Annotated in this window: 17 protein-coding genes; 14 read left to right on the top strand and 3 right to left on the bottom strand. The window is 52.0% G+C overall.

Annotated elements, in window-relative coordinates:
- Positions 1 to 10 precede the first annotated feature (10 nt).
- Positions 11 to 1270, bottom strand: coding sequence for an efflux RND transporter periplasmic adaptor subunit (locus GK091_RS16855; RefSeq protein ID WP_164040931.1), 1260 nt, complete (start codon positions 1268 to 1270; stop codon positions 11 to 13).
- A 346-nt stretch (positions 1271 to 1616) separates the two neighbouring features.
- Between GK091_RS16855 and GK091_RS16860 the strand changes: the two genes are divergently transcribed.
- The 5 genes from GK091_RS16860 (at position 1617) to GK091_RS16880 (ending at position 9063) form a co-directional block, all read left to right on the top strand.
- Positions 1617 to 5081, top strand: a complete 3465-nt coding sequence (locus tag GK091_RS16860) for a DUF1553 domain-containing protein (RefSeq protein WP_164040932.1) — start codon at positions 1617 to 1619, stop codon at positions 5079 to 5081.
- A gap of 36 nt (positions 5082 to 5117) precedes the next feature.
- Positions 5118 to 6608 (top strand): DUF1501 domain-containing protein, encoded by a 1491-nt coding sequence (locus GK091_RS16865; protein ID WP_164040934.1) that lies wholly within the window; start codon positions 5118 to 5120, stop codon positions 6606 to 6608.
- Between the two features lie 142 nt (positions 6609 to 6750).
- Positions 6751 to 7110, top strand: coding sequence for a VOC family protein (locus GK091_RS16870; protein WP_164040936.1), 360 nt, complete (start codon positions 6751 to 6753; stop codon positions 7108 to 7110).
- A gap of 98 nt (positions 7111 to 7208) precedes the next feature.
- The gene (locus GK091_RS16875; protein ID WP_164040937.1) at positions 7209 to 8318 is read left to right on the top strand and encodes a mechanosensitive ion channel family protein; all 1110 of its coding nucleotides are present in this window, start codon (positions 7209 to 7211) and stop codon (positions 8316 to 8318) included.
- Positions 8319 to 8433: 115 nt separating this feature from the next.
- On the top strand, positions 8434 to 9063 hold the full coding sequence (locus GK091_RS16880) for a hypothetical protein (RefSeq protein ID WP_164040939.1): 630 nt from the start codon (positions 8434 to 8436) through the stop codon (positions 9061 to 9063).
- 103 nt (positions 9064 to 9166) lie between these two features.
- Here GK091_RS16880 and glpK read toward each other — a convergent pair whose 3' ends face one another.
- Positions 9167 to 10666, bottom strand: a complete 1500-nt coding sequence (gene glpK / locus GK091_RS16885) for a glycerol kinase GlpK (protein WP_164040941.1) — start codon at positions 10664 to 10666, stop codon at positions 9167 to 9169.
- Between the two features lie 201 nt (positions 10667 to 10867).
- Between glpK and GK091_RS16890 the strand changes: the two genes are divergently transcribed.
- Together GK091_RS16890 and GK091_RS16895 are read left to right on the top strand one after the other, a co-directional pair.
- On the top strand, positions 10868 to 12868 hold the full coding sequence (locus tag GK091_RS16890; RefSeq protein WP_164040943.1) for an OmpA family protein: 2001 nt from the start codon (positions 10868 to 10870) through the stop codon (positions 12866 to 12868).
- 106 nt (positions 12869 to 12974) lie between these two features.
- Positions 12975 to 13781 carry a tryptophan-rich sensory protein gene (locus tag GK091_RS16895; protein ID WP_164040944.1) on the top strand — a complete coding sequence of 269 codons (807 nt, stop codon included), beginning with the start codon at positions 12975 to 12977 and terminating at the stop codon, positions 13779 to 13781.
- Between the two features lie 92 nt (positions 13782 to 13873).
- Here GK091_RS16895 and GK091_RS16900 read toward each other — a convergent pair whose 3' ends face one another.
- Positions 13874 to 14320: a peptidylprolyl isomerase gene (locus GK091_RS16900; RefSeq protein WP_164040947.1), complete on the bottom strand. Its 447-nt coding sequence runs from the start codon at positions 14318 to 14320 to the stop codon at positions 13874 to 13876.
- Between the two features lie 399 nt (positions 14321 to 14719).
- Between GK091_RS16900 and GK091_RS16905 the strand changes: the two genes are divergently transcribed.
- The 7 genes from GK091_RS16905 (at position 14720) to GK091_RS16935 (ending at position 23899) form a co-directional block, all read left to right on the top strand.
- Positions 14720 to 15652 carry an AraC family transcriptional regulator gene (locus tag GK091_RS16905; RefSeq protein WP_164040949.1) on the top strand — a complete coding sequence of 311 codons (933 nt, stop codon included), beginning with the start codon at positions 14720 to 14722 and terminating at the stop codon, positions 15650 to 15652.
- Positions 15653 to 15821: 169 nt separating this feature from the next.
- Positions 15822 to 18986, top strand: a complete 3165-nt coding sequence (locus GK091_RS16910; RefSeq protein WP_164040951.1) for an efflux RND transporter permease subunit — start codon at positions 15822 to 15824, stop codon at positions 18984 to 18986.
- A gap of 17 nt (positions 18987 to 19003) precedes the next feature.
- Positions 19004 to 19327 carry a DUF952 domain-containing protein gene (locus GK091_RS16915; protein WP_164040953.1) on the top strand — a complete coding sequence of 108 codons (324 nt, stop codon included), beginning with the start codon at positions 19004 to 19006 and terminating at the stop codon, positions 19325 to 19327.
- Positions 19324 to 20424: an efflux RND transporter periplasmic adaptor subunit gene (locus tag GK091_RS16920; RefSeq protein WP_164040955.1), complete on the top strand. Its 1101-nt coding sequence runs from the start codon at positions 19324 to 19326 to the stop codon at positions 20422 to 20424. Before GK091_RS16915 ends, GK091_RS16920 begins: the two co-directional genes overlap by 4 nt.
- Positions 20421 to 21932, top strand: coding sequence for a TolC family protein (locus GK091_RS16925; protein WP_164040958.1), 1512 nt, complete (start codon positions 20421 to 20423; stop codon positions 21930 to 21932). Before GK091_RS16920 ends, GK091_RS16925 begins: the two co-directional genes overlap by 4 nt.
- 193 nt (positions 21933 to 22125) lie before the next feature.
- Entirely contained in the window at positions 22126 to 23196 is a 1071-nt protein-coding gene (locus tag GK091_RS16930) for a mannose-1-phosphate guanylyltransferase (RefSeq protein ID WP_164040960.1), read from the top strand.
- 166 nt (positions 23197 to 23362) lie between these two features.
- Positions 23363 to 23899 carry a hypothetical protein gene (locus GK091_RS16935; protein WP_164040962.1) on the top strand — a complete coding sequence of 179 codons (537 nt, stop codon included), beginning with the start codon at positions 23363 to 23365 and terminating at the stop codon, positions 23897 to 23899.

Genomic DNA, 23899 nt, shown 5'->3' on the forward strand with positions numbered 1-23899 from the left:
TTGCTCATAATCAGGGCTTGGTAGGCGTAATGGTTAACTGTTCGAGGTGTTCATACGTGCTTAGGTCGGTCAGGATAACGCGCTCGCCCGGCTGCAACCCGCTCTTGATCTCAACCCAATCGAAATTAGACAAACCTACCTGTACCTCGCGTCGGGTGGCTAGCGTCGGGCTGGTCATAACGTAAACAAATTGCTTACGTTTACCCTTGAAAGCAGGGCCATTCGCGACCCGAACCGCCTGCGCAACCCGGTTTGTGACGATGAATACTTCCACTTTCTGGTTAGGCCGAAGCGAAGGGTGATGGTTATCGTCCAGATCCACTGCGAACTGCACGACGCCATTTTGCACCGCTGGTTTTATCTGGGTAATTTGACCACGTAATGAGGTTTCATTTACCTTTACAATGACCGGAAGTCCCACTTTTACTTGCTCGGCATAGACATCAGCGCACGACCCTTCAATCCGAAAACTACCCAGATCGGCCAGACGGGCCAGCATTTCCCCTTCGTTCACCGCTGAGCCGATGTGCTCGTTTACCCACGTCAGTACGCCCGCCCGGTCGGTCAGGATGTCGGCCTGCCTGAGTCGGTGGGACAACACCTTGAGATTGGTCGCTTCGATCTGAGCCTGGAGTTCCGATTCCTTTAGGCTGGCGCTCATCGACTGCCGGTTGTAGGTCAGATCGTTTTCCAGTTGTTTTTTCTCCAGTTGGGCGATTTCCAGCAGGTTCTCCGCGCGGGTAACATCATCGGGTGTTTGGCCTCCCACTTTCAGCAGTCGTTTGGCATCATTAAGTTCGGCTTTGAGTTTGTTGATCGTCAGCGATTTAATCTGATCGTTTACGTCCGCATCGTACAGGTTTTTGTTCAGTTTCAACCGAAGCTGATCAATGCCATTTTGTTTGAGCGCGAGTTGATCGGCAATTTTATCGTATTCGATCTGCGTCAGTGACTTATCGAGTTCGAGAATGGGCTGGCCGGGTCGAACGCGGGTGCCTGGTGTGAGCAGTACCCGGCGAATACTGGCCCGGATCGGACTGGTAATGATCTGCTCGTAAGCCGGAATAACTTCACCCGTAGCATTCAGCGTATTTTCTACGTAACCGGTCTGCGCTACTGACGATCGGATCGTACTGGCTTCGACCGACGTTTTCAGCACATTCTTAAACCAGAAGGTACCCGCGGCCAGACTGACAAGAACGGCAACACCAAGTAGCCAGCTTTTTCGTCGGGTTCGGGCAACAAGTTCGGGAGCTAATTCGCGATCCATAGTAAGTTATGTATGCCCAGTAGTAGGTCAAACAATGTACCAGAATTAGTGAGTCTGACTGTCAGCAGTTTATATAAATCGAGCGTTGTTAGGCTGTGCGATTTCGCACAACTGGTGCGGATTTGCACAAAATGTATGGCTTCCTCCGTTGCTACAAGTACGACTAGTCAGTAAGCAGAGCGTGTCTTCAGTAAGTCAAGTACATAATGATAGACTTACTGGGAATGTATTCTGTGTTTCGAACGTTAAAATTGAACGATAACCGGGTAAAATAGTACTGTAGGCTTGCCGGGGTATTCTATAACTTTGTAAAATTGTATAAACTAGATTCAACTCGTTCGTTTGTATGACTTTCTGGTCTGACATACGGTTCCGATACATTCTGCTCAGTTCAACGGTTGGTCTGTTCAGCGCGTCTGTATGGCTTACGGCTTGTCAAAAATCGGTCGAGAAGCCCGCTGAGATCATCGCTGCCGAAGCGCATCTGCCCGAAAAAGTTGATTACAACCTGCACGTTAAGCCAATTTTATCGGATCGCTGTTTCGCCTGTCACGGTCCTGACCAGGCCAAGCAACAGGCTGGTTTACGATTAGATACGCCCGAAGGTGCCTACGAAGCACTAGCCAAAAGTGGTCATGTAGCCATTGTACCGGGCAATCCGGCAAAGAGCGAACTGGTTAGCCGGATCATCAGCACCGATCCCGATGAGGTGATGCCTACACCGAAGTCGAACCTGACACTGACCGCCGAGGAAAAAGCGTTGCTCATCCGGTGGGTTGAACAGGGAGCCGAATACAAACAACACTGGTCGCTCATTGCGCCAACAATGCCCGAGGTGCCTAAGGCTACCGATGAAAAATGGGTCAAAAACGATATCGACCGGTTCGTTCAGGCCAAAACAACGTTGCAACACGCTCCCGAAGCTGAGAAAACAACGCTGCTTCGTCGCGTTAGTCTGGACTTGACGGGACTGCCGCCAACGTCCGCCGAGGTTGATGCCTTTCTGGCTGACAAATCGCCCGATGCCTACGAAAAAGTCGTGAATCGGTTGCTGAGCAGCCCGCATTATGGCGAACGGCAGGCGGCCGAATGGCTCGATGTGGCTCGTTATGCCGATACGCATGGGTATCAGGATGACGGCCTGCGAACAGTGTGGCCTTATCGCGACTGGGTGATTCGGGCCTACAACCGTAACCTGTCCTTCGACCGGTTCGTTACCTGGCAGTTAGCGGGGGATTTATTGCCAAATCCGAACCGGGACCAGCTTATTGCCACGGCCTTCAATCGTAACCACCAGCAAAGCCAGGAGGGCGGTATCGTTGACGAGGAGTATCGGGTCGAGTACGTAGCTGACCGGGCCAACACCTTTGGGAAGGCAATGCTGGGGCTCACGGTCGAGTGTGCCCGCTGTCACGATCACAAATACGACCCTATCAGTCAGAAAGATTATTACTCGCTGTTTGCCTTCTTCAACAGCAATAATGAACGCGGACAGATCCCGTACAATGGTGAAGCTGCACCGACCATCACGCTCACGAAGCCGGAAGCGGACGCCAAGCTGAAATTTATTCGCGAAAAACTCACTCCACTGACGCAGAAGCTGAATCCGAACCGGCCTGATTACCAGCAACGATTTGGGCAATGGATGGCAAGCGCACAGTACCGCCCGATCTCGTCGACGGATTCTGGACTTATTGCGCATTACACCTTCGACGAAGCCGACCGGACCAATATCAGCGCCTTCGTGAAAGCCGCGAGCGAGAAGAAGAAACTGGAAGACGAAAAGCGTAAAAAGGAGGAAGAAGCCAACGCAAAAAGTAAAAAGCCTGACGAGAAAAAGCCCGAAAAGAAGGAGGTTGCCAAGCGAAAAACGAAGGAAGAACTCTGGAAAGATCCGCGTAATGCGTTTACCAACACCGTGAACGATACGCTCCCGGCCCGGCTCGGTGGTGATTCCGATAAAGTACCCTACGCCGTACCCGGTCGTTTCGGAAAGGCACGGTTCCTGCCCGGTGACAGCTTTATCGAGTTACCGTGGGGATTTGGCGCGTTCGAGCAGAATCAGCCCTTTTCGGTGAGTAGCTGGTTCAATCTGGCAAAGCCTAACATGGGACTTACGCTCATGGGTCGTACTACCGGCCCCATGGATGGACAGCGTGGTTACCAGCTTGATCTGCTGGCCGACGGACGGTTAAAACTTACCTTCAATCACGTGTGGCCTGCCAATGCTATCGACGTTGAAACAGTGGATAAAGTGCCTGTTCATCAATGGTTTCAGGTAGCGTTTACGTACAACGGTATGGGTAAAGCGAACGATCTGACGCTCTACCTGAACGGAAAACCGATGCGAACCAAAGTAGTGGCCGATAACCTCATTCATAGTATGGTGTATGGGAAAGATCGGACCCACTGGGCACAGCACACGTTCTATGTGGGCCGGATGCACGATAATTTTTATAAAGATTTTGCGGTCGATGAATTACGCATTTATGACCGTTGCCTGACACCACTGGAACTGCCTAAACTGGCTGGTCAGACCGATGCATTGATGGCTGCCCTGCGTACACCGATTGCGAACCGCACCCCGGCGCAACGGACGGGTTTATACACCTATTACGTGACAACGCAGGACCCCGTTTATCGTGCTGAATATGCTAAGGCGATGGCGTTGCGGGGTGAACAGCTCATGCTCTACACGAATTCGGATCAGGTGATGGTGATGCAGGAGCGGTCTGTGCCACGGGAAACGCACTTGCTGAAACGAGGAGCTTACGACGCACCCGCCGATGTGGTAAAACCCGCCGTGTTGCATAGCCTGACACCCATTCCTGACGAGTGGCCCAAAAACCGCCTTGGTCTGGCAAAATGGCTGTTGTTGCCCGAAAATCCATTGTTCAGTCGGGTGATGGTCAATCGGATGTGGCAGCAGTATTTCGGGCAGGGACTGGCAAAAAACAGCGATGATTTCGGGAATCAGGGCGCGCTGCCAACCCATCCGGAATTGCTGGATTATCTGGCCGTACGATTCCGCGAATCGGGCTGGAACGTGAAAGCGATGCACAAACTGATTGTGATGTCGGCGACCTACCGCCAGTCATCGACCGTTTCGGAGAAAGCGCGCGAAGCTGATCCTGATAACAGTCTCCTGACTAGAGGGCCAAGTTATCGACTATCGGCCGAACAGGTTCGAGATAATGCACTGGCTGCCAGTGGACTCCTGAACCAGCGAATTGGTGGGCCGAGTGTGCGTCCTTACCAGCCGTCCGGTATTTGGGAAGCGCTCGCTACGCGTAATGCCGTAAAATATGAGCAAAATCATGGCGATAGCCTGTACCGGCGTTCGATGTATACCATCTGGAAACGGAGTTCGCCCCCACCCATGATGCTCAATTTCGATGCTGCCGAGCGACACACTTGTATCGTGAAGCGGCAGAAGACCAGTACACCCTTACAGGCACTCGTCACGCTCAACGACCCGCAGTTTGTGGAAGCGGCCAGGGTGCTGGCGCAACGCGTCGTAACCAGAATGGCCCCATCTGAAAAGGTGACGCCAACGGCTTCGGATGCTGTTGTGCAGGCGATGTTCAAAGCCGCAATTAGCCGACCAGCCCGGCCCGAAGAGGTCAAGCTGATGAAGCAATTCTACGCCGAGGAACTTACCGATTTTAAGAAGAATCCGAAACGAGCTGCCGAGTTACTGGCCGTTGGCGAATACCCCGTTGAAAAAACGCTGAACGCAGCTGAGTTGGCGGCCTGGACAGTGGTGACGAGTACACTGCTGAATTTTGATGAAGCGATTATAAAACGATAGTCATCCGTGCCCGGCACGAATTGCTGACTTCTTAGTATGGATATTCAGGACGAATTACACGATCAACAGAGTCGCCGTACATTTCTTGGTCGGGCCAGCGCCGGACTGGGGACTATTGCCCTGGCGTCACTGTTAAATCCGACAAATTTATTCGGTGGGCCGGGTGCGTCCACACCGGGCAACTCCATGCCGGGCGCGTCCACACCGGGCGAAAATCCGGCGGTGGGGAAACCACATTTTCCGCCGAAGGTGAAGCGGGTCATCTACCTGTTTCAGAGTGGAGCGCCCTCGCAACTGGAATTGTTCGATTACAAGCCCAAGCTCGAAGCCATGTGGGGCCAGGATTTACCCGAATCCGTACGGAATGGCCAACGGCTGACGGGAATGAGCGCGGGTCAAAGTCATTTTCCACTAGCGGCATCGAAATACAAATTTGCCCAACATGGTCCCGGCCAAATGTGGATTAGTGAATTGCTACCGCACACGGCTCGTGTCGCGGGCGATCTGACGTTTGTTCGCTCGCTCCATACCGAAGCCATCAACCATGATCCTGCCGTTACGTTTTTTCAAACGGGGAGTCAGCAGGCTGGACGCCCGAGTTTTGGGTCATGGATCAGCTACGGTCTGGGGTCCGACAATCAGAATTTACCGGCGTTTGTCGTACTGTTGTCCAAAGGGCGCAGTGGTGATCAGCCGCTTTACGCCAAGCTCTGGAGTAACGGGTTTCTACCGTCCGTGCATCAGGGCGTCGTGTTTCGGTCGGGTCCGGACCCGGTCTATTACCTCAATAATCCGCCCGGTATCGACAAAACCAGCCGTCGCCGAATGCTCGATTATCTGACCAAATTGCATCAGGAGCAGAATAAACACGTACTAGATCCTGAAATCAATAGCCGGATGGCGCAGTACGAGATGGCCTATCGGATGCAGACATCGGTGCCCGAAACGCTGGATATATCGAAAGAGCCGGACTATATTTTCGATATGTACGGTCCCGAAAGCCGTAAGCCCGGCACGTTTGCGGCCAACTGCCTGCTGGCGCGCAAGCTGATCGAAAAAGACGTGAAGTTTGTTCAGTTGTACCACCAGGGCTGGGATCAGCATGGCAACCTACCGAATGATATTAAGATTCAGGCAAAGAGCGTCGATCAGCCATCGGCTGCGTTGATCATGGATTTGAAGCAACGCGGTTTGCTGGACGATACGCTCGTGATCTGGGGAGGTGAATTCGGTCGGGGCGCTTATTCGCAGGGAAAGCTGACGCGGGATAATTACGGGCGCGATCACCACCCGCGTGCTTTTTCGGTCTGGATGGCTGGGGCCGGTGTGAAAAAAGGATTGGTCTATGGTGAAACGGACGAATTTGGATACAACGTCATTAAAGATCCGGTTCACGTACACGATTTTCAGGCGACGGTCCTTCACCTACTCGGCGTTGACCACGAGAAGCTTACCTTCAAAAGCCAAGGACGACGTTACCGTCTGACCGATGTGCACGGAAAAGTTGTAAAACCGTTGCTAGCCTAATCTAGTCGTATTTTCGGAGGTTCTGCCGAACAGCATTCGATACGCCGTATCTTGGAGATACGGCGTATCGAATGCTGTTCGGCAGAACTCTCTTGTACTAGTAACTTTGGTGACTCAAACGAATAGCGGCAAACGAAAACTTATGATTCAGTTTAGGCGATTAGACCACATCCTGGTGTCAATTCCGGAAGGCGAAACCGCAACGGCTCGTGAATTTTATACGCGTGTATTGGGCTTGACCGAAATTCCGGGCAACCATCCGGGTGGTGCTATCTGGTTCGAGATCGCCGATATACAGCTACACCTTCGCGAAGAAGCGGGTGAACGTCAACGCTCAAAACGTCATCCGGCGTTCGAGGTTAGTCAGCTAGAGCAAGCCAAACAAGAGCTGGAACAGCAGCATATCTCAATCGAATACTCGTCGGAGATTGACGGGCGACAGCGGTTCTTTATTCGCGATCCGTTCGGTAACCGGATCGAGTTTCTGGAATTTTTGCCGTAATAAGAGGCTGCCCCTTAAACCGATTTCCTCTATATTTCACCCGAAAAAAGAAGAACCACGAGCAAATCAGTTAATCAAGGGGAGCATCTTTCTAACTAATGCAGGAACAAATTGAGACATGGATACGGGCGATGGTCCGCTGGTTTGGGTATGTGCCTAATCGTGATCTGTCCGGTTGGGTATTACTCACCATCGCAATCGTGCTGGGCCTGGCCGTTGATGTTGTCGTTACACAGGTTAGCCGGTTCATTGGCCGTCGCCGAACATTTCAAACGCTGAATCTCCTCAAAATTCATGTTCGCTGGGCATTCTGGTTGTTCACACCATCCCTGTTTTTCCTCCTTGCCACCAATATTCAGTCCGCGCGGTTTCTGCGTCGACACCCCATTGCGGATAAAACGGCTGAAGTTCTCTTTTTGATTACGGCCACCTGGCTCATCATCAAGCTGTTGAAGTTTGGTGAGTTATTCCTGATTCGGGAATACGACACGACCAAAGACGTCAACTTGTCGCAACGAAAGTTTGTGACGCAGGTGCGTTTTGTCCGCCGTTTGGTGGCTATCTGCGTTATTATCGTAGGCGTCTCACTCTTGCTGATCTCGTTTCAGGGAAGCCGGAAAGTCGGTTTGAGCGTGCTCACATCAGCCGGTGTTGTATCGGTTGTCGTGGGTTTTGCCGCACAGAAAACGCTGGCTAGTTTACTGGCAGGTATACAGATCGCGTTTAATCAGCAAATTCGTCTGGACGATGCCGTTGTGGTCGAAAAGGAGTGGGGACGCATTGAAGAAATCAACCTGACCAGCGTTATCGTCAGGCTATGGGATCGTCGTCGGCTTATTTTGCCCATCACCTATTTTGTCGAAACACCTTTCGAGAACTGGACCCGCTCCGATGCATCGATTATAGGCGCTATTTTTCTTTACCTGGATTACAACGTACCAATTGAGAAGGTGCGGGCAAAAGCGCGTGAAATTGCGGAGAATGACCCACTCTGGACGGGTGAAAGTTTTGCCGTACAGGTGACTGACACCACGCCAACGTGTATTCAGGTCCGGGTGCTGATCTCTGCACCCGATGCCCCATCCGCGTTCGACCTACGGTGTCACATGCGCGAACATCTGATCACGTTCATCCGCGACGAATACCCGCAAAGTCTGCCACAAACGCGTCTGGTGCTGGCTGAAGAAATGCGCCCTAAGGAAGTGTAAGGTAGTAGTTTAAGCTATAGAGGTAACGTTCTACACTAAGTACAGGTAAATCTAACGCTATATTAACTTTTATTGCTGGATCGTCACGTTCAAATAGATTTTTGCCATTCAGCGTATGAAACGTTTACTTGTTGCAGGACTTTTCTCTATGGCCCCCTGGCTTGTTCAGGCGCAAGCTGTTACCTTCCAGCATTCGGTAAAGGTTGCTGTGGAGGCTGTTCATAGTATTGACAACGATCGGCAGACACCCACACTTAAGTATTCGGTTGGTTACACCCGGCAATTGACCTCTGGTCGTTGGATGCTCGAAGGGAGTCTGGGCTATATCAATTATTTTGAACGAGAAGAATTGTCTGCGTTTTACTACACTTTTAAAGGCGGTCGGTCTCAACGTTTCGTAGCTGATTTCCTGTTGCACGTGAATTTGTTGAAGAGTAGGCGTCATGCGCTTCGGCTGGGTGCCGGGCCATCCGTATGGTACCAGCGAAATAGCCTGGTAAACGATTTGAGTATAGAATTAGCGCCTGGTTATCAAGATATAACTAGTGTGTCGTTTACGCGCGGTTATTTGCATACCGCCAACCTGGGGCTAAATCTGCGGGGTGAATACGAAGTTGCCATTACGCCACGAATCAATGTGGGAGCCAGAGCGGGACTCGTCAGCAACCTACTTCCCGCAAACGGTCGTGAACCGCTGCTGGGTACACTGGCAACGGTTGGCTTAAGTGCCGGCTATCGCTTCTAAACAATCATTCTGGCCGTTTTGGCGTCAGGTGTAAACGGTAAACTTTTTACATCTGACGCCAAAATGACCAGTTCTTTCAACAAGGCTACTACTCCGCCTTCTATCACTCTTCCCAGCCAAACGACCGCTCAATGGCCTTTTGCCAGCCGCGCATGAGTCGTTTCCGCTGCACATCCTCCATCGTCGATTCGTACGTACGGGCAACACCCCAATTCTGACGTAGGTCATCCAGATTCTGCCAGTAACCAACGGCTAGGCCAGCCGCGTAAGCCGCACCAAGCGCCGTGGTTTCGGTCATGCGCGGACAAACAACCGGGCCATTGAGCACATCGGCCTGAAACTGCATCAGCAACGAATTGCCGACCATTCCACCATCCACGCGCAGTGATTTGAGCGATACACCGGCATCCTGTTCCATCGCCCGCACCACATCAACGGTCTGATACGCAGTAGCTTCCAGAACGGCCCTCGCCAGATGTCCTTTGTTGACGAAGCGCGTCAGACCGGCTATGATACCCCGGGCGTCGGCTTTCCAGTGGGGTGCGTAGAGGCCGGAAAAAGCTGGTACGAAATAAGCTCCGCCGTTATCGTCAACCGAACGGGCCAGCGTTTCGATGTCGGTACTTTTCTTGATGATGCCCAGGTTATCACGAAGCCACTGAACAAGCGCCCCCGTGATAGCAACGCTACCTTCGAGCGCGTAGTGAACCGGCTCGTTCTGAAACTGGTAAGCCACGGTCGTTAGCAAGCCGTACGTCGATTCGCGTAGCTCGGTGCCGGTGTTCATCAGCAAAAAACAACCCGTGCCGTAAGTGTTCTTCGCCTGACCTGGTTCGTAACAGGTCTGACCGACGAGAGCCGCCTGCTGGTCACCGAGAATACCCGCAATCGGAACACCCGGTAGCACCTCCGACACAACGGCTCCGTACACCTCGCTGCTGGGCCGAATACGGGGAAGCATGATGCGGGGAACGGTGAAGGTATCCAGTAATTCATCGTCCCAGTTCAGGGTGCGCAAGTTCATAAGCTGGGTCCGGCTGGCGTTCGTTACGTCGGTAATGTGCTGACCACCGTCAATGCCGCCCGTCAGGTGCCAGACAACGAAGGTGTCCATGTTCCCGAAAATCGCATCGCCCCGTTCGGCATCTTCCCGCAAGCCCGGTACGTTATCCAGCAGCCATTTGAGTTTTAGCCCGCTGAAATAAGTTGCCAGTGGGAGGCCCGTTTGGGGACGAAAGCGATCCTGTCCACCCGTAGCCGCAAATTCGATGACCAGATCGGCGGTGCGCATGTCCTGCCAGACAATGGCATTGTAGTAGGGTTTGCCGGTTCGGCGATTCCAGACAACGGTCGTTTCGCGCTGGTTCGTGATACCGACGGCTACGATGTCGTGGGCTGCGAGCTTGGCCTTGATGCGGGCTAGTGCAATGACTTCCTGCGTGTTGCGCCAGATCTCTTCCGGGTCGTGTTCGACCCAGCCGGGTTGGGGATAAATCTGTTTGTGTTCTTTCTGAGCCAGCGATACAATCTGGCCCTGCCGGTCGAACACGATGCAGCGGGTGCTGGTTGTGCCCTGATCAATGGCAACTACGTAAGTGGGCATAAGGGGTAGTGATAGTCAGTAACACATAAATACGTTCGGGCTGGTAATTTACTGGTAACGTTTTGTAACTTGCCCGAGCCGCAACCAATGATTTTCGTTCTTGAACAATCTTCAATAAATCGGCATTGTATTCGTTAAAAGTAAGACTCGTCCAAATTTGCCTATCTTGGGCGTAAAAATGCCTCTGCTTTTATTATTTATATGAGAATCAATACGTTGTCTGTTTTGCTGGTAGCCGTGGGTTTAGCTACCGGACTAGCGGGCTGCAACTCGGCCATGCAGGCGTACAAAAAAGGCGTTCGTCACTACGACGCCGGGGAATATAATTTAGCCCTGACCCAGTTTGAGAAGGCAGCCAAAGGAAATATTGAGCCGGCTCGACTGAATTACTACGTGGCCGAATCCTACCGCCTGTCGAACCGATTTGGCGAGGCTGTTCCGTTCTACCAGAAAGCCGTCGAAGCTAACACGACGGAGCCCGAAGCACGTTTCAACTACGCGTATGCGCTGAAATCGCAGGGAAATTATCCCGCTGCGCTGGAGCAATTGCAGCAGTACGTTGCCAATGCGCCCCGAACCACCGCTAAGTCTACACTCGATAAGGCCAAACGCGAAATCGAAACGCTGAAAGCGATCGACGCCATTGCGAAAAACAAGTCGCTCATTACGCTCAAGAACATGAGCAACCTTAACTCGCCCGGAACGGAATTTGCGCCCGTCGTGCGGGGTGAGGAACTGGTATTTACGGCGTCGCGAAAAGATCAGGTTTACAAAAACAATGGTCTGCCAATGCTGGGTCTGTACAAAACCAAGCTGAACCAAAACCCGGACGAGACGGGTAGCACAGTACCGACGGACCGTCCTGAACAGTTCAGCCAAAATGTGTTTCAGAGCGACGTGAACGAAGGAACACCGGCTTTCTCGAAAGACGGAAAAACGATGATTCTGGCTCGCGGCAACAACGGCAAACGCAAAGGTGGTCTGGACGTTGATCTGTACATAAGCCGTTTGGGCGATAATAACAATTGGAGTCAGCCGCTACGGTTACCGATCAGTGATTCAACGGCCTGGGATGGTTCACCTGCCTTCTCGGCGGATGGTAAAACGCTCTATTTCGCGTCCAATCGCGCGGGTGGTGCGGGTGGTATCGATCTGTACCGGACCAGTATTGACGCATCGGGACGGTTCAGCCGCCCGGTGAACATGGGCCGTGATATCAATACGCCCGGCGACGAAATGTTCCCGTACGTTGGTCCGGATGCGAAACTGTACTTTGCGTCGGATGGTCATCCGGGACTTGGTAAACTGGATGTTTTCGTAGCTACCCGTTCGGGTGGAGTTACGCGCGTCGAAAATATGGGTCAACCCATTAACTCGCCCGCCGACGATTTTGGCCTGATCTATACGGCTCCGGAAAAAGGATTCCTGGCGTCGAACCGAGCTGGTGGCAAAGGTGACGACGATATTTATTTCTTCCAGGAAGGCCCGGCGGCAGACACGACGACCATTGTGCAGAACAAGCGTGGCGGTCCTAAACGAGTTCGCTACTTCCTGGCTGGAACGGTATCGGCTAATGAAACGCCGGTCGCTCCGCTTGATTCGGCGCGTGTCCGAATTCTGGACGATGCCACGGGACAGCCCATTGCAGAGGTGACAACGGGCCAACCAGGAACATTTGGCAAATACCCTTTGGTGGAGGGGAAAGACTACACCATTCTGGCCGAACGTAAAGGCTACCTGACGCGTCGCGAGCAGTTCACGATGCAGGGCAAGAGCATTCCTGAGATCTTCCTGACCAAGCCCGAAACGGATACGACCTTCAACGTAGCCATTCTGCTGGATCGGTCAGTGCTCAACAAGACGTTCGTACTCGAAAATATTTATTACGATCTGGATAAATACAACATCCGGGCCGATGCCTCGCCGGAACTCGATAAGATCGTTGTCATTCTGAAGGATAACCCAACGCTCAAACTCGAACTGAGTTCGCACACGGATACCCGTTCATCCGATGCCTATAACATGAAGCTATCTCAGAACCGGGCGAAGGCCGCTGTTGATTACATCGTATCTCAGGGAATATCGGCTGATCGATTGGTCGCCAAAGGCTATGGTGAAACCCAGCTTGTCGTTAAAAACGCAAAGACCGAGGAAGAACATCAGCGCAATCGCCGAACAGAAATCAAGATTCTGGAATTGTAGATTGGCGATCAGGTAAGCTGCTGAAAGGGTAATTGAGAATCCGCTGTCATAACAATTTGACACGTTTCTCAATTACCCTTTTAGCTAGTTAAACCATTCTACCGCCATGAACGATAAAGTCCGTCAATTTCTCGTCGTTTTCAGCATTATAGCGCTGATCGTGATGAATTACTTGTCTAATACAGGTGCTTTCGGGGGACGCACGAATGCCAATATATCCGCTAAATACCATACACTGATCACCCCCGCCGGGTACGCGTTCTCTATCTGGGGAATTATCTTTCTGGGCCTTCTGGCGTTTGCCATTTATCAGGCTACAGCCGCGCAACGGACGAACCCACGCTTTCGGGCCGTTGGCTGGTGGGTTGTGCTGAATGCGTTCTGTAATGCGATCTGGAGCCCCCTGTTCAACAATGAACGCATCGGACTGGCCTTAGTCGTTATTCTGGTTATGTTGTTTTCGCTGGTTGTCATTAAGCAGCGATTGCTCGCTCGACCACACGTTCCCTTCCTGTCGACTGATCCCGACGCGACGTTGCCGGAATTACCAGCATCGGCTACTGAGACCTGGATTGCCCGAATCCCCTTTTCGATCTACTTCGGTTGGCTGACGGTGGCTACTATCCTGAACGTGGCGGTTTTTCTGAAAGCGACGGATTTTAGCCTGATGGGCCTCAGCGAACAAACCTGGGCCGTTTCTATCCTGATCGTTGGTCTGGTTGTCGGCGCTATTGTATTTAATCGGTATCGGAGCGTGGCTTACATCCTGGTGTTTGCGTGGGCGTATGTGGCCATCGCTGTAGAACAGCAGGAAAACGGCCAACTACCATTAGTGGCCGGGGCGGGTGCTGTTGTTGCCGTTGTGTTGGCCATCGTGGGATTCTTTTCGCGTAAAACGCCAAGCTATTCGTAGCTATGGCCGCTCGCTGAACGGTGTTTCGTTCTTTTCACAACAAAAAGGGGACGCTCTGCGCAGAGCATCCCCTTTTTGTTGAACTCATTGATTTAGGCTTGCTCGTCTTCGAGTACCTCAATGCTGGTGATTTTGTCGCCCTGCCGAATCTGATCGATCACGTCCAGACCCTCCACAACTTTCCCGAAAACGGTATGGTTCCGGTCAAGGTGTTGCGTATTCTCGCGATTATGACAAATGAAGAACTGTGAACCACCCGTGTTACGACCACGGTGCGCCATGGATAACACACCCTTATCGTGGTATTGGTTGTCGCCGGTTAGTTCGCAATCAATCGTATAACCTGGTCCACCAGCGCCCGTGCCGGTTGGGTCACCGCCCTGAATCATGAAGTTAGGAATAACACGGTGAAAGGTGATACCGTTATAAAATCCTTTTTTTGCAAGCGTTATAAAATTAGTTACCGCTTTAGGGGCGTCTTTGTCGAAGAATTCGATCAGCATTGTTCCCTTGTCGGTATTCATTTTTGCCTTTGGCATGACCAGAATCAGTTTTCGTTGTGGCCGTAAAATTACGACGAATTCTGATACAAAGGTGTCTTGTCCTATTGGCCGGGGCGATGGTGCTAACGCAGAAGCAGGAGTGAACCGTAGACTGTATCGCTATAAATCCATTTGTTGACGCATGACGCGCATCGTAAACTAATCAATAGGCGGTAAATTTATTCTTTAAATAAGTCAATAGGGTTCATTCGGTTTTTTAGCGTAATACGACTAAATTGCCTGACAGTAAGCTAGAAGTGAAAAGGGTTGCTTGCTACTATCTTGTTTTTGTTCAATTTTACTCAACGGCTCTTTCGTTCTTAAGTAGTAATACTCCGGTACTTGTACTGGGTGCCTGCTACGGGTTTGTTGTGTCTGTTTTTTTATTCAGCCGCTGTGGAAAATCAACCGATTCCTTACTACGACAATTTGCCCGATTTCTTGAAAGTGGTAAAGTCGATTGATGCGACAAATCGGTGTTTCGGTATTTTCCCGTTCGAGCAATTTGGTGGACCGGGCGAAACGATACCCCCTTTCCGGAGCAGTACCTACGTAGCCGCTATCGTGACCGAAGGTACAGGCACAATCCATCTGGACGGCGTACCGTATCAGATTCAGCCGGGAACGTTGTATTTCCTGCGACCCTGGACGGTTCGGGCCATTCACAAACAGAATCAGTGGCGTGGTTATGTAGCGATGTTTACCTCAGAATACGTCGCCAAACGGTCGGTGTTGACTGATCCCATGCGTGAGTACCCTTTTTATCGGAAGGGTTCACAACCGTTGATTCACATTGCACCCGAGGAGACAAACGAACTCTACTCGCAGTTTGCGCTCATTGCTGCGGAGTTAGGTCACCCAACCCGCGCTAAAGCCGATCGGCTGGATCTGGTGTATCATCTGTTGCAGGCGTTGCTGATCAAAAGTCGGCACATATACCGGGAAACGCTTTCGGCCATTGAATACTCGCAGCCCGTATCGTTGGTCGAACGCTTCCAGAGTTTACTGCAAATGTATTATTTGCCGGACCCGAATCAGGAGACACCCCTTGTCTTGACTGTTCATGAAGCCGCCGATCGATTACACGTTCATCCGCATTACCTAAGCGATATTCTCAAAAAATATACGGGTAAAACGGCACTCCAGCATATTCGCGAAAGAACAGCTTTCGAGGCTCAGAACCTGATCCGGAATACCGACCTGACCGTAGCCGAAATCGGGTATCAGCTGCACTTTGACGACCCCTCGAACTTCACTAAATTTTTCAAGAGTATAACCGGCATAACACCGCGTGCTTACCGCGAACAGCGCTACGCAATTGCCGCATAGTCTGAATAAATGGTATTTAGGGTAGACCTAATTTCAGGAATCTGCATTTTTTACCAGTGAATCTACCAAACCTACCTGTTTTAACATAGGGTAAGCGGCTACTTTTGAGTTCATTATCCGATCGAGTAACGCTTGATTCGGTGTTTGTTCCTTATTTGCCAGCCTCATCATGTGGATTGTTCGCTTAGCACTAGAGAAGAAATACACCATTGCCGTGATGGCGTTGCTGATCATGATCATGGGCGGGCTGTCGGTTACGCAAATGCCGACCGACATTTTTCCCAAGATCAACATTCCGGTCGTATCCGTACTGTGGGGCTACACCGGTCTGTCGACCAACGAAATGGAGAAGATGATTACGAACTTCTCCGAAACGTCTATCATCAACAACGTTAGTGACATTCAGCGGCTCGAATCACAAACGTATAACGGCACCGCTGTCCTAAAAATCTATTTCCAGCCGACCGTTAAGATCGAAGAAGCCATTGCGCAGGTTACGGCCATTTCGCAAACGATTCTGGTTCGGATGCCGCCGGGCACGCAACCGCCCCTTATAGTTCGCTACAATGCCACCGACGTTCCGGTATTGCAACTGGGACTTTCGTCCGATAGCCTGACGGAACCTCAGATTACCGACTATGCCCAAACGCGCGTGCGGCCCCAGATTTCGACGGTACCGGGAAGCCGGTTGTCGCAGGCCTTCGGCGGTAAGACCCGCCAGATTATGGTCGATCTGGAGCCGGATCAACTGGTTGCGTACAACGTTACGCCCGAAGAAGTGCTGAGTGCCGTGGCCAATCAGAACCTGACCCTGCCGAGCGGTTCGCTGCGGTTGGGCGAGCGCGAATACAACGTCCGGCTGAACTCCAAGCCCGATGTCATTACGACCCTGAATGACGTGCCGATCAAGAATGTGGGTGGATCGACCGTACACATGCGTGACGTTGCCAACGTGCACGATGGATCGGCGGTACAGGCCAATATCGTGAAGCAGGACGGTAGTAAAGGCGTTCTGATGAGCATTGTGAAGACGGGTAATGCGTCTACCACCGAGATTGTCGATAAAATCCGGAACCAGATACTACCCACGGTTCGGGCTGCGGCCCCGTCGAATCTACGGATTCAGGAACTGTTCGATCAGTCGGTTTTCGTTCGGGCATCGATCAAGGGTGTACTGGTTGAGGGCCTGATCGCGGCTTTGCTAACGGCGGCTATGATTCTGCTATTTCTGGGCAGCTGGCGGAGCACACTCATTGTTGCTATTTCGATTCCGTTATCCATTCTGGCGTCGCTGATTACGCTCTACCTGCTGGGCGAAACATTGAATATCCAGACATTGGGTGGACTGGCGCTTGCTATCGGTATCCTGGTGGATGACGCGACGGTGACGATTGAGAACATTCACCGGAACGAAGAACTGGGCATGCCGCTGCGGCAGGCGATTCTGGAAGGGGCACAGCAGATTGCCACGCCAACGCTCGTGTCGACGCTGACGATCTGTATCGTATTTACGTCGGTACTTTTTCTCGAAGGTCCGGCCCGGTTCCTGTTTGGTCCGCTGGCGGAGGCCGTTGTGTTCGCCATGCTGGCATCGTATGTGCTTTCGCGGACGCTGGTTCCGGCGCTGGCTGATCTGATGCTACGCGGGGAAACGCACGGTGCGGAAAGCAACGCGCACGGAACTCAGAAACGAGCGTCATTCTTCGGGCAAATCTACAACGGATTCAACCGCGGTTTCGATCGGTTTCAGACCCGGTACATGGGCGCGCTGGAATGGGTGCTTAACCACCGCCGGGCGGTGCTGGTATTGTTTCTGGTAGTAGTGGCGTTCACGCTGGTGCTGGTGCCGTTTGTGGGTCGGGATTTCTTCCCGAGGGTTGACGCCGGACAAATCAAATTGCATTTACGGGCACCGGCTGGTACCCGACTGGAATCGGCGGAGCAGGCAGCGGCCCAAACCGCCGAAATCGTTCGGTCCGTGATTCCTGAAGAGGAAGTCGGCTCGATTATCAGCAACATCGGGCTGACTTCCGAACGCTATAATTTCATCTTTACGGACAACTCATCGGTCGGTGCGTCGGACGCCGAACTCTTGATTTCGCTCAGCGAAGAACGGTCGCGGCCCACTGACGACTACGTGCGGGAGATACGGGCGCGTTTGCGGGACGAAATGCCCGATGTTACGTATTTCTTTTTGCCTGCTGATATCGTTAGCCAGATCCTGAATTTTGGTCTGACCTCTGCCATCGACGTGCAAGTGTCGGGGTTCGACCGGGCGAATAATTTAAAAGTTGCTCGCGATATGCGCGATAAAATCGCTCAGATTCCTGGCGCTGTCGATGTACATCTGCATCAGGTGCTGGACGCGCCCGAACTGTTCCTGGATGTTGACCGCGAACGGGCCGGGCAATTTGGTCTGACCGAGCAACGCATCGCGTCGAACCTGAACATTTCCTTGAGCGGTACGGGGCAGACCCGCCCGAACTTCTGGCCCGATCCAAACACGGGATTTCCTTACTTGATCGCAGTACAAACACCCCCTTATAAACTGGATTCGTACGATAAGCTGCTTCGTACGCCCATCGTACCCGGTCAGGTTACCCCCCAACTTTTGAGCAACGTTACGACGGTGAAGCGCACTACCGCGCCGGTCATCATCAACCGGGTAAACACGCAGCCAAGCTACGATGTCTACGCGTCGGTCGAAAAAACGGACCTGGGTTCGGTAGCGAAGGCCTTGGAAAAACTCACCGCCGACTACAAAACCCAGCTTAAACCCGGCAATACCATTACGCTTCGGGGACAGGTCGAAAGTATGGAAAGCGCCTTCAGCCGACTTGGGTTAGGGATCGTCTTTGCCGCCTTGCTGGTCTATCTGCTTATGGTTGTTAATTTCCAGTCGTTCCGGTATCCGTTCATCATCATCACCGCTCTGCCGGGTGCGTTGTGCGGCATGGTCTGGATGCTGTTCCTGACCGGGACTACGTTCAGTATCCCGTCGCTGATGGGGGCGATTATGAGCGTGGGCGTTGCCACGGCGAATAGTATTTTGTTGGTTAGTTTTGCCAAGGATCATTTGCCCGAAGTAGGTGGTAGCGCCTATGCTGCGGCTCTGGAAGCGGGTCGGACGCGGCTTCGGCCCATTCTGATGACTGCCATTGCCATGATTATCGGGATGTTGCCCATGTCGCTGGGTATCGGCGAAGGCGGAGAGCAAAATGCGCCATTGGGTCGGGCCGTGATCGGTGGATTGATTCTGGCTACGTTTACAACGTTGCTATTCGTGCCTGTAGTCTTTAGCTATCTGGTCCGCAAAACCACGAAAGTCAGTTAACCTTTAGAAGCCTGCGAATGAGCTTACTTTATCATGTTGTTCCGGCTTCGGTCTGGGCGACGTACGAAACAGCGTCGATGTACGAAGCCGATAGTCTACGGACAGAAGGGTTTATCCATTTATCGACCAGCAACCAGGTCAACGGCGTGTTGGATCGGTATTATCGGAACGTACCGGATTTACTGCTGCTACACGTTGACCCCGACCGTCTGGTGAACGAATTGAAATACGAGGTTTCGACCAATAACGAACGTTTTCCGCACCTCTATGGCCCGCTCAATAAGGACGCCGTAGTAACCGTAGAACGCTTGACACAAGTACCTATCAATCAACCTGTATGAAAGCACTACGAGTGATTATTCCCTTGCTGCTGTTGATCGCGCTGTTTGTCTTTGCGGGGGTACTGCCCCGCATCAGGAACAGCCAGGAGCTAAAAGCTGCGGCCACCGAGGAGCGAAACCGCGAACCGATTGTTAACGTCGTGTCGCTCAAGCATTCATCTGATACGACAGGTCTCACGCTGCCCGGCCAGATTCAGCCGTATCGTCAAACGCCACTCTACGCGCGGACACAGGGATTTCTGCGTCGCTGGTACGTGGATATTGGCGCGCAGGTCAAGCAGGGGCAGGTGCTGGCAACTATTGACGCCCCCGAACTTGATCAGGACATCATGCGGGCGAAAGCCGATCAGCAACTGGCCCAGACAAATCTGGATCGCCTGAAGAGCGTTCAACTGCCGGGCGCGGTGGCTAAGCAGGATATCGATACCCGACAGTCGGCAGTAGCGGTTGCGCAGGCTGCACTGGGTCGTTTACAGGCATTAAAAGATTTACAGCAGGTGCGGGCTCCATTTACGGGGGTGATCACGGCGCGGACGGCTGAGAATGGTACATTGGTTTCACCGGGTTCCGGACAGCCCCTGTTCACGATTTCCGAGCTGGGTATGTTGCGGGTATTTGTGGATGTGCCGCAAACTTATTATCGCTCCGTGAAGGTTGGTATGCCGGCAACGGTCGTTATTCCGGAGCTAAAAAATCGCATTTTTGCGGGTAAAGTCGTTCGGACATCGGGAACACTGCGGAGCGATTCGCGTACCTTGCTGGCCGAAGTAGCGATTCCGAACCCAAAGCAGGAATTGCCGTCGGGACTGTACAACCAAGTGAAATTTAACATGATTGCAGCGAATTCGCCCATTCTCATTCCGGCTAATGCCCTGCAAATGACAGCGGAAGGCGCTCGCGTCGTGGTCGTCGAAGCAGATCAGCGTGTACGATTTGTTCCCATCACACTGGGTCGGGATTTTGGCACCACTCTCGAAGCGTCTAGCGGGCTAACCGGCCTGGAGCGTGTCGTGACCAACCCAAATGACCGGCTGCGTGATGGACAGAAAGTCCGCTTTCGTAAACCTGTCGCTGAAAAAACTGTAGCGCAACGATGAAGAAACGTATTATTTATAGTGTATTGTTGGCTGTGGTCAGCACACCGATTTGTTGGTCAATCGTAAACGCGCAGACGACCCCACTCAACGCACCCGGCGGGGGCGTAACGGTTCAGCCGAGTGCCGCACCAGCTGGAGCAACGGGTTCGGTTCAACCGCAGGCACCCGTAAACGGAGCGGCTGGTGGCGTAACAACATCGTCAGTTGGTGCCCCCGATCCGAATGCGCCGGTTCCGGCATTGACCATTACTGGCTTTAAGCGCTTCGGCGATCCGGTGCTCGAATCGTTTATCCAGTTAGGGTTGGATAACAGCCCTAACCTGAAAGCTGCGCTTAGTCGCCTGGAAGAATCCCGCATCCGGGTTAAAATTGCCCAGTCGTTCTTGTCGCCCTCGCTGCGGAGTTCGCTGCTGGTGACAACGCAGAGCCTATCGGAACGTCGCCCGCTATCTGTGCCTAATCAGGCCGATCAACTGCCACGTTTTCAACTGAACACGTTCCAGCTTCTGCCAATCGATGCCAGTTACGAAGTTGACTTGTTTAAACGGATTCGGAGCAGCATTGCCGTGGCCGATTTACAGGCGCAGGCCAGTGATGCCGACTACCAGTCGTTTCGGCTTACGCTGGCTTCGGACATTGCCCGGACGTATTTGCTGATTCGTGGAAATGACGCAGAGCAGGCCGTTTTTCGCCGGAATATCCAATCCCGCGATACGACGTTATCCATCATTCGCGAACGTTTCCGCGTTGGTCTGATCAACCAGATTGATGTACAACGCGCCGAAACGGACTATGCTACGTTACAGGTGACACTTAAAGGACTTGAGCGGGGTCGTACGGAACTCGTCAATGGACTGGCTCAATTGTGTGCGCAGGACCCATCGCAGTTTTCGGTCCCGGTAGGAACGCTGCCAGCTACGGTACCAAGTTACCCATATGCCGCTGTGCAGATTGATCAACTTCAGCGTCGCCCGGATTTATTACAGTTCACGCGTCAGAATCAGATAGCGACTGCGCAGGTCACACTTCAACAAGCCAGCACGTTGCCAAGAGTAACACTGGTTGGATCGGCTGGGCTATTGTCGGGCCGGATCGGTCCGTGGTTCACCCCCAGTAGTGCCACGTACATTGTTGGCGTCAACGCATCGGTGCCTTTGTACGAGGGCCATCGGGCACGTCAGAATACGGCACTCTCCCGGCAACTGGTGCAGACGAACCAGCAGACCTATCAGCAGGCGTTGCAACTGGCTCAGCGTGATGCCGAAACGGCTTTAGATAATTTGACGATTTTACGGCAGCAAATTGATTTGCAGGGACAAACGCTGACGCTGGCCCGTCGTACCGAGCAATATAACCGCGAATTGTATTTGCGTGGTCTGGCAACGTATCTGGAAGTGCTTGATGCACAGCGTACTATATTGACGACAGAACAACAGTTGGTGCAACTCAGAAGCCAAGAAACACAATATGCCGTAGCACTTTTACGGGCTGTCGGTGGTGATTGGTAGTTAAGAAAAAATGAGGTTGAGTAACAAAAATGATCGTATGGATAGCGGATTAGCTGTTTATCCGATTATTTTTGTTTGTCGACTATAGGTCGCTGCTTCTCATTCACTAAGAATCCTAAACTATTCGGATTTTTTTAGGTAAGATAGTAGCAACTTTGTCACAGTACCCTCTATTCTATCAAGATTATTATCAATGAACCATACCTACGTTATCATTATGGCAGGGGGTGTCGGAACGCGTTTCTGGCCCTTTAGCCGAACCAGTTATCCTAAGCAGTTCCACGATGTTCTGGGCACTGGCCGGACATTGCTTCAGCAGACAGCCGACCGTTTCGATGGCGTCTGTCCACCCGAAAATATCTTTATCGTTACCAGTTCGTTATACAAGGATTTGTGTCAGCAGCAGTTGCCACAGCTAACCGACGATCAGGTCTTGTGCGAACCAATCGCCCGGAATACAGCCCCCTGTATTGCCTACGCGTGTTATAAAATTGCCCAGAAGGACCCGGAAGCCAATATTGTGGTGGCACCCGCCGATCATATTATCCTGAAAGAAGAAGAGTTTCAGCGGACAATCCGTACCGCGCTGGACGCAACGCAAAGTCAGGACATTCTGGTAACGCTTGGTATTCAGCCCAGCCGGCCTGATACGGGTTATGGCTACATTCAGTACATTCCCGAGTCGGATAAAACGATTAAGAAAGTAAAGACCTTTACCGAAAAACCACATCTTGAACTGGCTAGACAGTTTGTGGAAAGTGGCGAATTTGTGTGGAACGCGGGTATTTTCGTCTGGAACGTACAATCTATCATCAAAGCGTTCGAAAAATACCTCCCCGAAGTCGCCGAGATTTTTGAGGAAGGTAAAGGTGCTTACTATACCGACGCCGAAGCTGCGTTCATCGACAAAGCGTACTCGCTCACCGGGAGCATCTCAATTGATAACGGTGTCATGGAAAAGGCGGAAAACGTGTATGTCGTTCTGAGCGATTTTGGTTGGTCAGATCTGGGTACCTGGAAGTCATTGTACGAAGTGTCCGACAAGAACGACGACTTCAACGTGATCGACGGGCATGTGTTACTGTACGATACAAAAAACTGCATTATCAAAACGCCTAAAGATCGGCTGGTGGCAATCAACGGGCTGGATGGCTTCATCGTAGCGGAATACGACAACGTGCTGATGATCTGCCGGAAAGAAGACGAGCAGAAAGTGAAAGCGTTCGTTTCCGACGCGAAAGAACGGGGCAATCATTTCGTCTAATCACTAACTACGGAAAGAGCGATGTTGATACCGGCTTAGCCAGTTGACATCGCTCTTTTCTGTATGCTTGCTGGTAGACTACACCGATCAGGCTGATAAAAACTAGCCTATCCGGGCAATCAGATCGAAAGTGCTTTCGTTAGTTTTCCGAACTACCGACTGACTTGTGAAAAAAAATTTACTACCCTTCGTTATCTGCCTATCGCTGGTTGGTTTTCTCGCCGACTGTAAAGGGTCGTACCAGGAATTCTCACCCGCTCCCGGTGATCAGCGAATTGCGGGCACCTGGCAGCTTCGGGAGCGGCAGTACCCCAAAGATTCGGTGCTGTATGCCAAAAATTATACGTACGGCGTTGTTATTGTCGACAAGCAACAGGTGCGCGTTGTCTTAGACTCAACGCTTGTTCCCCGCGACACGTCTTTCTTTGCCAAACGTACCTACAGCAGCAATCCCCGACAAACGCTCACGTTTGCTTCCGACGGTAAGCTAACAGCCAGTGGCGACGAAATGACCTACTACAGCTCGACCAAGTATTTTCGCGTCGACTCAACAAGCCAGGATGGTTTGGGTGTCAATTTATACGTTAGCACCAACGGGGCTAACCAGTACTTTCGGCAGGGCGTCGCGTTTCAGAAGGATACGCTGTTCCTCAAACCCAAATGCGATGGCAACTGCTACCTGAAACTGGTTCGGGTACGCTGA

This window comes from Spirosoma agri (assembly GCF_010747415.1).
GTDB lineage: Bacteria > Bacteroidota > Bacteroidia > Cytophagales > Spirosomataceae > Spirosoma > Spirosoma agri.